10 protein-coding genes are annotated in these 12,665 nt (G+C 68.1%); 5 read left to right on the top strand and 5 right to left on the bottom strand.

The features are described 5' to 3' along the window. Positions 1-12: 12 nt before the first annotated feature. Entirely contained in the window at positions 13-1,665 is a 1,653-nt protein-coding gene (locus tag ABIE04_RS14780; RefSeq protein ID WP_354551881.1) for a sensor histidine kinase, read from the bottom strand. Here ABIE04_RS14780 and sucC point away from each other — a divergent pair, their 5' ends adjacent. From sucC to ABIE04_RS14795, 3 genes are all read left to right on the top strand, one after another. Next, positions 1,666-3,138 carry an ADP-forming succinate--CoA ligase subunit beta gene (sucC, locus tag ABIE04_RS14785; RefSeq protein WP_354551883.1) on the top strand — a complete coding sequence of 491 codons (1,473 nt, stop codon included), beginning with the start codon at positions 1,666-1,668 and terminating at the stop codon, positions 3,136-3,138. Between the two features lie 11 nt (positions 3,139-3,149). After that, entirely contained in the window at positions 3,150-4,022 is an 873-nt protein-coding gene (gene sucD / locus ABIE04_RS14790; protein ID WP_354551886.1) for a succinate--CoA ligase subunit alpha, read from the top strand. A gap of 71 nt (positions 4,023-4,093) precedes the next feature. Beyond that, entirely contained in the window at positions 4,094-5,725 is a 1,632-nt protein-coding gene (locus ABIE04_RS14795; RefSeq protein WP_354551888.1) for an NAD+ synthase, read from the top strand. Positions 5,726-5,924: 199 nt separating this feature from the next. Here the strand turns inward: ABIE04_RS14795 and ABIE04_RS14800 are convergent, their stop codons facing one another. Beyond that, on the bottom strand, positions 5,925-6,758 hold the full coding sequence (locus ABIE04_RS14800) for an outer membrane protein assembly factor BamD (RefSeq protein WP_436410392.1): 834 nt from the start codon (positions 6,756-6,758) through the stop codon (positions 5,925-5,927). Between the two features lie 104 nt (positions 6,759-6,862). Here ABIE04_RS14800 and rluD point away from each other — a divergent pair, with 104 nt between their 5' ends. Together rluD and pgeF are read left to right on the top strand one after the other, a co-directional pair. Beyond that, positions 6,863-7,837 (top strand): 23S rRNA pseudouridine(1911/1915/1917) synthase RluD, encoded by a 975-nt coding sequence (rluD, locus tag ABIE04_RS14805; protein ID WP_354551893.1) that lies wholly within the window; start codon positions 6,863-6,865, stop codon positions 7,835-7,837. A gap of 72 nt (positions 7,838-7,909) precedes the next feature. Continuing rightward, positions 7,910-8,653 (top strand): peptidoglycan editing factor PgeF, encoded by a 744-nt coding sequence (gene pgeF, locus ABIE04_RS14810; protein WP_354551895.1) that lies wholly within the window; start codon positions 7,910-7,912, stop codon positions 8,651-8,653. 15 nt (positions 8,654-8,668) lie between these two features. On the opposite strand, the gene otsA is transcribed toward pgeF, so the two are convergent. The 3 genes from otsA to otsB are packed head-to-tail and all read right to left on the bottom strand — an operon-like array spanning position 8,669 to position 12,658. Next, the gene (gene otsA / locus ABIE04_RS14815; RefSeq protein ID WP_354551898.1) at positions 8,669-10,054 is read right to left on the bottom strand and encodes an alpha,alpha-trehalose-phosphate synthase (UDP-forming); all 1,386 of its coding nucleotides are present in this window, start codon (positions 10,052-10,054) and stop codon (positions 8,669-8,671) included. After that, on the bottom strand, positions 10,051-11,856 hold the full coding sequence (locus ABIE04_RS14820) for a glycoside hydrolase family 15 protein (protein ID WP_354551900.1): 1,806 nt from the start codon (positions 11,854-11,856) through the stop codon (positions 10,051-10,053). Before ABIE04_RS14820 ends, otsA begins: the two co-directional genes overlap by 4 nt. Further along, positions 11,816-12,658, bottom strand: a complete 843-nt coding sequence (otsB, locus tag ABIE04_RS14825) for a trehalose-phosphatase (RefSeq protein WP_354551903.1) — start codon at positions 12,656-12,658, stop codon at positions 11,816-11,818. Before otsB ends, ABIE04_RS14820 begins: the two co-directional genes overlap by 41 nt. Positions 12,659-12,665: the final 7 nt, after the last annotated feature.

Genomic DNA, 12,665 nt, shown 5'->3' on the forward strand with positions numbered 1-12,665 from the left:
CGCGGGCTTCGCTCAGCGCGTGGCGTCGGCCTGGGCGGTTTCGGCGGCGTCGGCCGGGCTGCGCGCCGGCGGAGTCAGCACCAGCCGGAAGCAGCTGCCGCCGCCGGCCACGCGCACGTACTCCAGCGCCGCCTGGTTCGCGTCGCTCATCTGCCGGGCCAGGTACAGTCCCAGGCCGGTGCCGTATTCGTGGGTGGTGTAGAACGGCTCGAAGATCTGCGCGGCCACTTTCGGCGCGATGCCGGGGCCGCGGTCGATCACTTCCAGAATCGGCACGCCGTGCTCGCCCTGCCGCGTCACCACCATCACCCGTGCCGGTTCGCCGGGCAGGCGGCCGTAGCGCAGCGCGTTTTGCACCAGGTTCCACACCACCTGCTGCAATTGCTGCGGGTCGGCCACCGCCGCCACCGGGGCGCCGCTGCCGGCGATCACCCGCAGCGAATCGGCGCCGAGGTCGTTGCCCTGGCAGTATTCGTCGACGAAGTTCTGCGCCCAGTGGCCCAGGTCCAGCGTCTCCGGGCGCGAGCGCTCGCGCCGCGACAGCTGCAGGATGTTCTCGATGATCTCGTTGAGCCGGATGCAGTGGTTATTGATGATCTCGACCATGCGCTGGTCGGTGGCGTCCATGCTCTTGGACTCGGCCAGCAGCTGCGCCGAGTAGCGGATCGCTGCCAGCGGGTTGCGGATCTCGTGCGCGATCGAGGCGGACAGCCGGCCCAGCGAAGTGAGCGTGAGCTCCTCGGCGCGGCGCGACAGCAGCGAGGTGTCGTCGAGGAAGATCAGCACGTGCGAGTCGTCGTTCGGCGCCAGCCGGGTGAAGCGCGGCACCACCTCGGGCACGCCGTCGGCGAGCTGGGTGGCGGTTTCGTCGAGCTTGCCGGAGGTCATCCAGTGGTACAGCCGGCGCGACAGCTCCGGCGCCAGCTGGCCCAGGTCGCGCTGGTCGGCGCCGGGGTTGCCCATCAGCATCCACGCCGACTCGTTGATCTGGTGGATGCGGTTGGCGTCGTCGACCAGCAGCACGCCGGTCTTCATGCGGCGGATGATCAGTTCGTTGACCTGGGCCAGGTTGGCCAGGTCGGTGCTGCGCTGCTCGGCCAGCGCCTCGGTGGCGCGCAGTTGCCGGCCCAGCACGTGGCACAGCGTGGTGGTGGCGAAGTAGGCGAGGCCGAACAGCGCGGCTTCGAGCAGGTCGCGGTCACCGGGGTTGTTCGCCGATGTGCCGAACAAGGTGTGGCCGAGGATGCCCAGCGTGGCCAGCGCGGCGAAGAAGCTGGACAGCCGCAGCGGCAGGATCAGCGCGCCGGCGCTGAGGTTCACCGCCAGCATCATCGCGATGCCGATGCGCGCGTCGTGCATCGCGGCGATCGCCAGCACGGCGGCGGTGATGTCCACGGCCAGGGTCGTCGCCACCACCGTGCGCGCATACGGCATGCTGCGCCGGTTGAACAGCAGGGCGACCAAGGCAAACATCAGATACGCCGTGGTCACGGCGCGGGCGAAATCGGGAGTGGCCAGTTCCGGCCAGCCCAGACCCGGCGGGCTGAATGCCAGGCCCACGTAGACCAGCGCCTGCACCAGCCGGAAGGCGTTGAGGAACGAGAGCTCGTGGCGGATCGTCGCGGTGCCTGCGCGCGGGACAGTCAAGGGTGCTGAGCTGGACATATGCCGCCTGTACTGGATGGATCAGGGCATTCCCGAGGGTTCCGGCCGAGTATAGACGGGCTGATCGGCCCTGTGCCGTCGTGCCGGGAAGCGCATTGGAGCGCCCTGCGCGGGCGTTCCGGGCGGGCGGCCCTTTCCATCGGCGCCCGCTTCCGCGAAAATAGGCGGCCGTATTGCGCGTATGGCCGGTTTCATCCGGCGGCGCACTGCAATTCCGGCAGCGCGTCCATCCGCCGTCCGACCTTCCTGACCCACGCTGAAGTACATGCGTGCGGCCGCCATCGTTTCTCCGTTCGCTCGAGGTATCGAATGAATTTCCACGAATACCAGGCCAAAGAACTGTTCGCGCAGTACGGCATCGCCGTGCCGCCGGGCAAGGTCGCCAACTCCCCCGACGCCGCCGTCGATGCCGCCAAGGCATTGGGCGGCACGCAATGGATGGTCAAGGCGCAGATCCACGCCGGCGGCCGCGGCAAGTCCGGCGGCGTGAAGTTCTGCCGCAGCTTCGACGACGTGCGCGCCGCCGCCAAGGGCATGCTGGGCACCAACATGGAAACCTACCAGTCGGCCGGCCGCGCGCTGCCGGTGAACCTGGTGCTGGTCACCGACGCCACCGACATCGCCCGCGAGCTGTACCTGTCGATCCTGGTGGATCGCGACAGCAAGGCCGTCTCGTTCATCGCCTCCAAGCACGGCGGCGTGGACATCGAGCAGGTCGCCAAGGACACGCCCGAAGACATCCACACCATCGTGATCGATTTCGTCGAAGGGCTGCAGCCGTACCAGTGCCGCCAGCTCGGCTTCGCGATGGATCTGAATGCGAAGCAGGTCAACCAGCTGACGAAGATCATGCTGGGCCTGTACAAGCTGTTCAACGAGCAGGACCTGGCACTTGTCGAGCTCAATCCACTCGCGGTGCTGGAAGACGGCAATCTCGCCGCGCTCGACGGCAAGGTCAACTCCGACGACAACGCCGAGTTCCGTCACCCGAACCTGGCCGCCATGCGCGACCTGACCCAGGAAGACGCGGCCGAAGCCGCCGCGGTGAAGTACAACCTCAACTACGTGACGATGGACGGCTCGATCGGCTGCATGGTCAACGGCGCCGGCCTGGCGATGGCCACGATGGACGTGATCAAGCTGGCGGGCGGCGAGCCGGCCAACTTCCTCGACGTCGGCGGCGGCGCCACCAAGGAGCGCGTGACCGAGGCGTTCAAGCTGATCCTGTCCTCGGACAAGGTGCGCTGCATCCTGGTCAACATCTTCGGCGGCATCGTGCGCTGCGACCTGATCGCCGAGGGCATCATCGCCGCGGTCAAGGAAGTGGGCCTGAAGATTCCCGTGGTGGTGCGCCTGCAGGGCACCAATGTCGATCAGGGCCGCGAACTGCTGGCCAATTCCGGCCTGGCGATCACGCCGGCGGATGATCTCAACGACGCGGCCCAGAAAGCCGTGGCTGCCGCGAAGGCCTGAGGAGTAATCGAATGAGCGTTTTGGTCAACAAGAACACCAAGGTGATCGTGCAGGGCTTCACCGGCCAGCAGGGCACCTTCCATGCACAGCAGTGCCTCGACTACGGCACCCAGGTCGTCGGCGGCGTGACCCCGGGCAAGGGCGGCTCCGAGCACATCGGCCTGCCGGTCTTCAACTCGGTCGATGAAGCCGTGCTCGAAACCGGCGCCGACGCGTCCGTGATCTTCGTGCCTCCGCCGTTCGCGGCCGACTCGATCCTGGAAGCGATCGACGCAGGCATCAAGGTCATCGTGGCGATCACCGAAGGCATCCCGGTGCTGGACATGCTCCGCGTGAAGAACGTGCTGCAGCAGCATCCGGAAATCGTGCTGATCGGGCCGAACTGCCCCGGCATCATCACCCCGGGCGAATGCAAGATCGGCATCATGCCCGGTCACATCCACAGCAAGGGCCGGGTCGGCGTGGTCTCGCGCTCCGGCACGCTGACCTATGAAGCGGTATTCCAGACCACCAACGAAGGCCTCGGCCAGAGCACGGTGATCGGCATCGGCGGCGACCCGATCAACGGGCTCAACTTCATCGACTGCCTCAAGCTCTTTCAGGACGACCCGCAGACCGAAGGCATCATCATGGTCGGCGAGATCGGCGGCAGCGCCGAGGAAGACGCCGCCGAGTTCATCGGCGAGTACGTGAAGAAGCCGGTCGTTTCGTTCATCGCCGGGGCCTCGGCTCCGGCCGGCAAGCGCATGGGCCACGCCGGCGCGATCATCTCCGGCGGCAAGGGCACCGCCGCGGCGAAGTTCGCCGCGCTGGAGAAGGCCGGCGTCACCACGGTGAAGTCGCCGGCGGATCTGGGCAAGGCACTCGCGAAGCTGATGAAGTAAGTCGGGACCGGGTGAACTAAAATGCGAAGGCCGCGATTCGTCGCGGCCTTCGTCATTTCTGGAGCACGTTCATGGCAAGGCTGCGTCTGGCACTGGCCCAATACGATTTCCCGGTCGGTGCGGTGGCGGCGAATGCCGCCAAAGCCGGCGACCTGATCGCGCGGGCGCGCAGCGGCGGCGCCGCGCTGGTGGCGTTTCCCGAATTGACCCTGAGCGGCTATCCGCCGGAGGACCTGTTGCTACGGCCGAGCTTCCTGGCCGCCTGCGATAGCGAGCTGGCCGCCCTGGCGGCGGCGACCAATGGCATCGCGGCCCTGGTCGGCCACCCGCACAGCGAGGGCGAGGTGTTCAACGCGGCCAGCCTGCTGCGCGACGGCAGGGTGGACTGCACCGCGCACAAGCAGGCGCTGCCGAATTACGGTGTGTTCGACGACAAGCGCTATTTCCGCCCCGGCCACGCCTCGGTCACGAGCGTGATCGATGGCGTCAGCGTCGGCCTGCTGATCTGCGAGGACGTGTGGCAGCCGGAGGCGGCGGCGCAGGCCGCAGCGGCCGGCGCCGAGCTGCTGGTGGTGATCAACGCCTCGCCGTGGGACGAGCGCAAGCAGACCGAGCGCGAGGCCGTGCTGCAGGCGCGGGCGCGCGAAACCGGCTGCGCGATCGCCTACCTCAACCTGGTCGGCGGGCAGGACGAGGTGGTCTACGACGGCGGCTCGCTGCTGGTGAACGGCGATGGCTCGGTCGCCGCGCGCGCGCCGACCTTCGTCGATGCGCTGCTGTGGGCCGAGTTCGATCCGGCCACACGCACCTTGTCGGCGGAAGACTGGCCGGTTGCCGCCGACGCCTCGCTGGAGGCGACGCTGTACGCGGCACTGGTGCGCGGCACCCGCGACTACATCGACAAGAACGGCTTCGGTGGCGTGCTGCTGGGCCTGTCCGGCGGCATCGACTCCGCGCTGACGCTGGCGCTGGCGGTCGAGGCGTTGGGCGCGCAGCGGGTCACCGCGGTGATGATGCCCACCCGCTACACCTCGCAGTTGTCGCTGGACGGCGCACGCGCGCAGGCCGAGCTGCTCGGCGTGGACTATCACGTGATCGACATCGAGCCGACCTACCAGTCGTTCATCGGGGCGCTGACTCCGGCGTTCGCCGGCAAGGGCGCCGACACCACCGAGGAAAACCTGCAGTCGCGCATTCGTGGCGCGATGCTGATGGCGCTGTCCAACAAGCATGGCCGGCTGCTGCTGGCGACCGGCAACAAGAGCGAGATGGCGGTGGGCTACGCCACCTTGTACGGCGACATGTGCGGTGCCTATGCGCCGCTGAAGGACGTCTACAAGACCGTGGTGTACCGCCTGTCGCGCTGGCGCAATGCGCTGGCGGTGCGCGCCGGCGAAGCCGAACGGATTCCGCCGGCGGTGATCGAACGCCCGCCTTCGGCCGAACTGCGCGACAACCAGACCGACCAGGATTCGCTGCCGCCGTACGACGAACTGGACGCGATCCTGGCCCGCTTCATCGAGGCCGAGCAGTCGCAGGCGGAGATCGTGGCGCAGGGTTTCCATGCCGACGTGGTGCGCCGGGTGGTGCGGCTGGTGCTGTTGAACGAGTTCAAGCGCCGGCAGTCGGCGCCGGGTCCGCGCGTGACCACCCGCGCCTTCGGCCGCGAACGGCGTTATCCCATCACTTCCGGATGGCGCTAACCCCTCAAGGCAGACGATCACCCAAGTGCCTGCAGGAAGCGAACCCGCATGGCACGTTCGCTCCCTCTCCCTCGGGCGACCGAAGGGAGTCCCTTTGCGGGTGAGAGGGTTGGGGGTGAGGGTGCGGGACTTGCGAAAGTCCCATAAAAAAGCCGGCAATTATGCCGGCTCTTTAGTTTTCAGGTGAATCGATGGCCGCTCAATGATGCCCCGAGAACGGCACCATCTTGCGCAGCGTGGAAGGCGCATGCGGCCACTTGGCATCGGTCAGGTACGGATGATCGGGATAGTTCAGCGCCAGCACCTGGCGGCTCTGGTCGGCCAGGTTCTTCTGGTCCAGCGCCAGGTAGCTGCGGGTGAGGATGGCCAGCGCGTCGCCGGCCTGCGGGGCCTGCTGGTAGTGCTCGATCACGTACTGCGCACGGTCGGCGGCGGCGATGTAGGCCTTGTTGCGCAGGTAGAACTCGGCCACGTTGATCTCGTACTGGGCCAGCACGTTGCGCAGGTAGATCATGCGCTGGCGCGCGTCTGCCGTGTAGGCACTGTCCGGGAAGCGCCGCGACAGCTCGGAGAAGTCGTCGAACGACTGCAGGTTGTAGCCCTGGTCGCGGCGCGCCTGCGAGCCTTCGCGGTTGATGTAGCGCTCGATCACGCCGCTGGTGCGATCAAAATTGATCAGTCCGCGCAGGTAATAGGCATAATCGACGTGTTTGTTGGTCGGATAGGTCTTGATGAAGCGGTTCACGGTCGACAAGGCATCATCCGGCTGGTTGTCCTTGTACTGTGCGTAGGCCAGCTCGAGTTGGGCCTGCTCGTTGTATTCGCCCGACGGGAAGCGCGCGATCAGGCGCTGGTAGGCCTTGGTGGCGGCCGCGTAGTCGGCGTTTTGCAGCGAGGCATGCGCGTTGTCGTACAGCGCGACCAGCGGCATCGTGTCGATGGATTCGCGTTTCGACTTGAACATCGAACATGCGCTCATCGACACGGCGAGCGCCAGCACCACAAGCACTTTCAGAACGGGCAATTTGGACATCGGCAGCTTGGGCGAGTCGATTGTTGGGCGCATAAGGAAAGAATTCAGATGTTTGAGCGAAAAGGCATGATAGCCGAAACCGGCCACAGCCCGTGGAGGCCGGCATGACCACGATCCGGCACGAAGCGGAGGTACCGCGGGGTGCGGCGGGACGCAGGTTCGACCAGGCTCTGGCCGAGATGTTCCCCGATTATTCGCGTTCGCGGCTCAGCGGCTGGATCAAGTCCGGTGCGGTGACCCTGGACGGCGTGCAGGCACCGCCGCGGCAGCTGCTGCGGGGCGGCGAGCAGGTATGCCTGCAGGTCGAGCTGGAAAACGAGGTGTCCAGCGCACCGGAGGACATCGCGCTGGACGTGGTGCACGAGGACGCGCACCTGCTGGTGCTGAACAAGCCGGCCGGGCTGGTCGTCCACCCCGGCGCCGGCAATCCGGCCGGCACCCTGCTGAACGCGTTGCTGCACCACGATCCGAAACTGGCCGAACTGCCGCGGGCCGGCATCGTGCACCGGCTGGACAAGGACACTTCCGGCCTGATGGTGGTGGCGCGGACGCTGCCGACGTACACCGCGCTGGTCGACCTGCTATCGCGCCACGAGGTGGAGCGCCAGTACGAGGCGGTGGTGCTGGGCACGATGGTGGCCGGCGGCACGGTGGATGCGCCGATCGGCCGCAGCATGGGCGACCGCCTGCGCCAGGCAGTGCGCGACGAGGAAGACGGCAAGCGCGCGGTGACCCATTACCGCCTGCGCGAACGCTTCCGCGCGCACAGCCTGCTGCAGTGCCAGCTGGAGACCGGCCGTACCCACCAGATCCGCGTGCACCTGGCGCATGCCGGCCACCCGCTGGTGGGCGACCCGCTGTACGGCGGCGGCCTGAAGTTGCCCAAGGGCGCCTCGACGGAGCTGGTGGCCGTGCTGCGCGGTTTCCGCCGGCAGGCGCTGCATGCCGAGAAGCTGTCGTTCATCCATCCGGCCAGCGGCGAGGCGCTGTCGTTCGGCGCCGAGCGGCCGGCCGATCAACTGGCGCTGATCGAGGCGCTGCGCGCGGACATGGCCGAACACGGTTCGGAGCATTACTGACAGGAGAGCGCAGGAACGCGAGCCGGCGAGTATGCGATGCTTGCGACTTCCCGTTCCCGTCCCCCGGAAACCATGACCGATACCTGGATATTCCCCGACTGGCCGGCCCCGTCGCGGGTCCACGCGGCGATCACCACGCGGCAGGGGCCAGGCATCTCGGCGGCGCCGTTCGACCGCTTCAACCTCGGCCTGCGCAGCGCTGACGCCGTCGATGCGGTGCAGGCCAACCGCAGCGCGTTGCAGCAGGCGCTACGGCTGCCGTCGGCGCCGCGCTGGCTGCGCCAGGTGCATGGCGCCGGCGTGGCCGAGCTGGGGCCCTTGCCCAGCGCGGATGAGCCGCAGGCGGATGCAGCGGTGTCGCACATTCCCGGCACGGTGCTGGCCATCCTTACCGCCGACTGCCTGCCGGTGCTGTTCTGCGCCGACGACGGCGGCGAGATCGCGGCGGCGCATGCCGGCTGGCGCGGCCTGGCCGGCGGCGTGCTGGAGGCGACCCTGACCCAGCTGGGAACCCCGCCGGCGCGGCTGCTGGCGTGGCTGGGGCCGTGCATCGGCGCGGCTTCGTACGAGGTGGGCGAGGAGGTCCGCGCCGCGTTCGTGGCACACGCTGCGGCCGCGGCGGAATGTTTCGTGGCGACCCGGCCCGGCCACTGGCGCTGCGATCTGGCCGGACTGGCGCGACAGCGGCTGGCGGCGGCGGGCGTCAACCGGATCCACGGCGGCGGTTTCGATACGCACGCCGACCCGCGTTTCTATTCCTACCGCCGCGATGGCGCCCGCAGCGGCCGCTTCGCCAGCCTGATCTGGCTGGCATGAGCGCGGGCAGGGGCGTCAGCGGCACAAGGCCTGCAGGAATGCATTGCACCAGACCGTGATGTCGTTTTTTTGCAGCACCGCCATCATCGCGTTCCAGCGCTGGCGGCGCTCGGCCAGCGGCATGTTGAGGGCCTGCTGCAGGGCATCGGCGACTTCCTCGGTGTCGGCGGGGTTCACCAGCAGCGCGTCGGTGAGTTCCTGCGCGGCACCGGCGAAGCGCGACAGCACCAGCACGCGGGGATCCTCGGGATCCTGGCTGGCCACGTACTCCTTGGCGACCAGGTTCATGCCGTCGCGCAGCGGGGTGACCAGGCCGACCCGCGCGGTGCGGTAATAGCCGGTCAGCAGCTTTTGCGGAAACGACTTGTTGATGTAGCGGATCGGCGCCCAGTCCGGCGCGGCGTACTTGCCGTTGATGTGGCCGGCGCTGCGTTCCAGTTCGCGGCGGATCTGCCGGTATTCCAGCACCGCCCCGCGCGAGGGCGGCGCGATCTGCAGGAAGGTGATCCGTCGATGCAGCTCGGGCGCGCGTTCGAGCAGCCGCGCATATGCCTGGAAGCGCTGCGGCAGGCCCTTGGAGTAATCCAGCCGGTCGACCCCGATGATCAGCGAGCGGCCTTCCAGGCTGTCGCGCAGCTGGCCGATCTCCCGGTTCGATCCGGCGGTGCGTGCCGCTTCGGCAATGCCGGCGGTGTCGATGCTGATCGGGAAGGCGGCGCCGCGGAACAGGCGTCCGTTCGCGCTGCGCATGCGCCCGTCGCGGCGCATCGTGGCGCCGGTCTCGTGCAGGAAATAGTCTTCCAGCGCACGCAGGTCGCGGGTGGTGTGCACGCCGATCAGGTCGTAGCTGGCCAGGGTTTCCAGCAGCTCGCGGTGGTTGGGCAGCGCGATCAGCAGGCCGGCGGCGGGCAGCGGCGTGTGCAGGAAGAAGCCGATGCGGTTCTTCACGCCGCGCCGGCGCAGCATCGCGGCCAGTGGAATCAGGTGGTAGTCGTGCACCCAGATGACGTCATCGGGCGCGATGAGCTGCCTTAGCCGGTCGGCGAAGGTTTCATTGACCCGCAGATAGCCGTGCAGGTGGCTGCGCTGGTAATCGACCAGGTCGGGTCGGTAGTGCAGCATCGGCCACAGCGCGCCGTTGGCGAAGCCGGTGTAGAAGTCGTCGTAGTCGGCCCGCGACAGGTCGATGGTGGCGTAGTCGACTTTCGCATCGTGCAACCGGTGCACCTGGGTTGCCGTCTCGGCGGCGAGCTTGCCGCTCCAGCCGAACCACAGGCCGCCACGTTCGCGCAGTGCCGCCTGCAACGCGGAAGCGAGGCCGCCGGCAGCGTTCTGGCGCGGCAGCGCGACGCGGTTGGACACCACCACCAGGCGCGCGCCGGCTTGGCGTGGCGTGGTCACAGCGCGTCCTCCCAGCGTCGCGACAGCCGCATCGCGGCCTGGATCAGGCCGACCAGCGAATAGGTCTGCGGGTAGTTGCCCCAGTGTTCGCCGGTGCCTGGCGCAATGTCCTCGGACAGCAGGCCCAGCGCGTTGCGCTGTTTCAGCATGTGCTCGAACATCGCCCGCGCATGCTCTTTGCGGCCGGTGGCGGCGAGCGCCTCGATGTACCAGAACGTGCAGATGTTGAAGCTGGTTTCCGGCGCGCCGAAGTCGTCCGGCGCGATGTAGCGGAACAGGTAATCGTTGCGGCCCAGGGCCGTGCCGATCGCGTCGACGGTGGCGACGAAGCGCGGATCGGTCGCTTCGAGAAAGCCGATGTCGGCAAGCAGCAGCAGGCTGGCGTCCAGATGCTCGCCGTCGTAGGCGTCGACGAAATGCCCGAGCTGTTCGTTCCATGCACGGACTTCGATCCGGGCATGCAGCTGCACGGCTTCTTCATGCCAGTAGCGCGCGCGGTCGCCCAGCCCCAGTTCGGTGGCGATGTGCGCCAGGCGGTCGCAGGCGGCCCAGCACATCGCGGCGGAATAAGTGTGCACGGCGCTGCGGCCGCGGTATTCCCACAATCCTGCGTCGGTCTGTTCGGCCATGCGCAGCGCCATCGTGCCCATCCGTTCGAGCCGGCGGAACGTCACCTCGTCGCCGCGATGTTCGAGCCGGCAGTCGAAGAACAGTTGGGCCGAAGCGAGCACCACCGAGCCGTAGACGTCGTTCTGGCGCTGTCGCCAGGCGTCGTTGCCGACCCGCACCGGGCCCATCCCGCGATAGCCTTTGAGCGTGTCCACCTGGCGCTCGGGCAGTTCGGCCTCGAAGGTGATGCCGAACACCGGACCGACTTCGCTGCCGTCCTTGTTCGCGATCAGGTTGAAGGTGTAGCGGATGTACTCCTCCATCGTGCGCGTGGCGCCGAGCCGGTTGAGCGCGCGCACGGTGAAGGCGGCATCGCGCAGCCAGCAGTAGCGGTAGTCCCAGTTGCGTGCGGTGCCGTCCGATTCCGGGATCGAGGTGGTCAGCGCAGCCACGATGGCGCCGGTGGCTTCGTACTGGCACAGCTTCAGCGTGATCGCCGCGCGGATCACCGCGGCCTGCCATTCGTACGGAACCGACAGGTAGCGCACCCATTCGCGCCAGTAGTCCAGCGTGCGCTCCAGCGCCAGGTGAACGAAATCGCCCACGTTGTCGTTGAGGGTTTCGTCCGGGCCGAACACGAAATGCGCGGGCCGGTCGAGGCCGAACGGCAGGCCGCGTTCGATCAGCGGCGTGGCCACGTCGCTGGTCAGGCGCTGCACCACGTCGCTGAGCAGGTAGCGGATGTGGTTGCTGCCCGAGGTGGTTTGCGCGATGCGCGCGCCGTAGTCGCACAACGGGCGCATGCGGATGCGCACGCGCGGCGATCCGCTGATCGGGGCCACCCGGCGCGTCAGCATTTCCGGGTGGTAGAAGCGTCCGTTCATGCGATAACGCGGTGCGAAATCGGTGATTTCGACGGCACCGCCATGGTGGTCGAACAGGCGCGTCACCAGCACCGCCGTATTGGCCAGGTAGAACTGTTCGGCGCGTTCGACATCCTCCAGCTCGATCGCCCAGTCGCCGCCCTCGATCGTCGGCGAAAGCAACGCGCAGAAGCTGGCGTCGGCATCGAAGCGCGGCAGGCAGCACCAGACGATGCGCGCCTGGTTGTCGATCAGCGCGGCGACACTGCCGTTGCCGATCACGCCAAGCTCAAGGCTGGCGGGTGGGGTCTCCTTCCGGGAGTCGGGCATGGATGGGGGCTCCGTGCGTCAGGGCGTCCAGGACGCGGGTCAGCCAGGCCTCCGCCGCAGCGGGGCCGGGCAAGGTGAATGCGGCCAGGCTCGGTTCGCGCGTGCCGATCCGTACGCTGAGCCCGTGCCGGGCGTTGATGCTGGCGAACGCGTGTTCGTCGGTGAGGTCGTCACCCAGATAGACCGGTCGGCGACCGGCAAACGGCGCGCGCTGCAGCAGTTCCAGCACCGCGCGGCCCTTGTCCATGCCGGCGGGTTTGAACTCCAGCACCAGGTTGCCCGGCTGCAGTTCGTAGCCGGGCAGGTGCGTCATCACAGCGATCGCCGCCTCGTGCAGGGCCGGCAACTGCGCCGGGGCGCGGCGGCAATGCAGGGCGATCGCGGCGTGCTTGTCTTCCAGCTGCACGCCGTCGAAGCGTGCAGCCAGCGTGTGCGCGGCATCGCGCATGTGCGCTTGCTGCGCCGGCGCGACCGCGAAGTCCCGGCGGCTGCCATCGGCATGGCGCAGCTGCAATCCGTGCAGCCCGGCGGCGGCCCAGTGCGACGCGGCAAACAGGCGGTCAAGGTCGGCCAGCTCGCGACCGCTGACCAGCGCCAGCGCGCCATCGAGCCTCCGGTGCAAGGCATGCAGCAGCCCCAGCAATGCGGCATCCGGCCGCACCGCCAGCGGGTCGTCGGCGAAGTCGAGCAGGGTGCCGTCGACGTCGAGAAAGATCGCCCAGTGCGTGCCGGCGTCGGGCAGCGGAGGCGGCGGCAGCGGGTCGCGGGGCGTGCAAGCGATAGCGGGAGTGGCCGTTGACATCGTCGTC

This window comes from Rhodanobacter soli, from assembly GCF_040548735.1.
Classification (GTDB): domain Bacteria; phylum Pseudomonadota; class Gammaproteobacteria; order Xanthomonadales; family Rhodanobacteraceae; genus Rhodanobacter; species Rhodanobacter soli_A.

What these genes read in the sequence shown, in the direction of transcription:
- pgeF (WP_354551895.1), top strand. Translation starts at nt 7,910, where the DNA reads ATGACCGATACCTGGATATTCCCCGACTGGCCGGCCCCGTCGCGGGTC.
- sucD (WP_354551886.1), top strand. Translation starts at nt 3,150, where the DNA reads ATGAGCGTTTTGGTCAACAAGAACACCAAGGTGATCGTGCAGGGCTTC.
- rluD (WP_354551893.1), top strand. Translation starts at nt 6,863, where the DNA reads ATGACCACGATCCGGCACGAAGCGGAGGTACCGCGGGGTGCGGCGGGA.
- ABIE04_RS14795 (WP_354551888.1), top strand. Translation starts at nt 4,094, where the DNA reads ATGGCAAGGCTGCGTCTGGCACTGGCCCAATACGATTTCCCGGTCGGT.
- otsB (WP_354551903.1), bottom strand. Translation starts at nt 12,658, where the DNA reads ATGTCAACGGCCACTCCCGCTATCGCTTGCACGCCCCGCGACCCGCTG.
- sucC (WP_354551883.1), top strand. Translation starts at nt 1,666, where the DNA reads ATGCCGCCTGTACTGGATGGATCAGGGCATTCCCGAGGGTTCCGGCCG.
- ABIE04_RS14780 (WP_354551881.1), bottom strand. Translation starts at nt 1,665, where the DNA reads ATGTCCAGCTCAGCACCCTTGACTGTCCCGCGCGCAGGCACCGCGACG.
- ABIE04_RS14800 (WP_436410392.1), bottom strand. Translation starts at nt 6,758, where the DNA reads ATGTCCAAATTGCCCGTTCTGAAAGTGCTTGTGGTGCTGGCGCTCGCC.
- ABIE04_RS14820 (WP_354551900.1), bottom strand. Translation starts at nt 11,856, where the DNA reads ATGCCCGACTCCCGGAAGGAGACCCCACCCGCCAGCCTTGAGCTTGGC.